Here is a 289-nt window from a genome sequence, read left to right on the forward strand (position 1 = left end):
ATATAACCATTTTTAATAGCAGCCTTGACAGAATTAACCACTTCTTCTCCTTCTTTGACTTTGAAAACCCCTAGTCCAAACCAAGGCATTTTGACTCCGTTATGTAAGGTAGTTGTATCTTTGAGACTCTTTGGCATATGATAACCCCTCTCTTATGTTATATGGATTAGACAGAGCTTTAGTATATCCAACCTACTCCACATTCATTTTACAATACAATGTTTCGACTTCCAAAATATTTTATCCTATAAAAGTGCTTTCCAAAGTAGGGTTTGATTTGCGCTCCAGG

Annotated in this window: 1 pseudogene; it reads right to left on the minus strand. The window is 36.0% G+C overall.

The window, feature by feature from the left end:
- Positions 1 to 137: pseudogene (locus V7083_RS20090) on the minus strand (aldo/keto reductase); the annotation flags it as partial.
- Between the last annotated feature and the right edge of the window lie 152 nt (positions 138 to 289).

The organism is Bacillus sp. JJ1764, assembly GCF_036962145.1.
GTDB lineage: Bacteria > Bacillota > Bacilli > Bacillales > Cytobacillaceae > Neobacillus.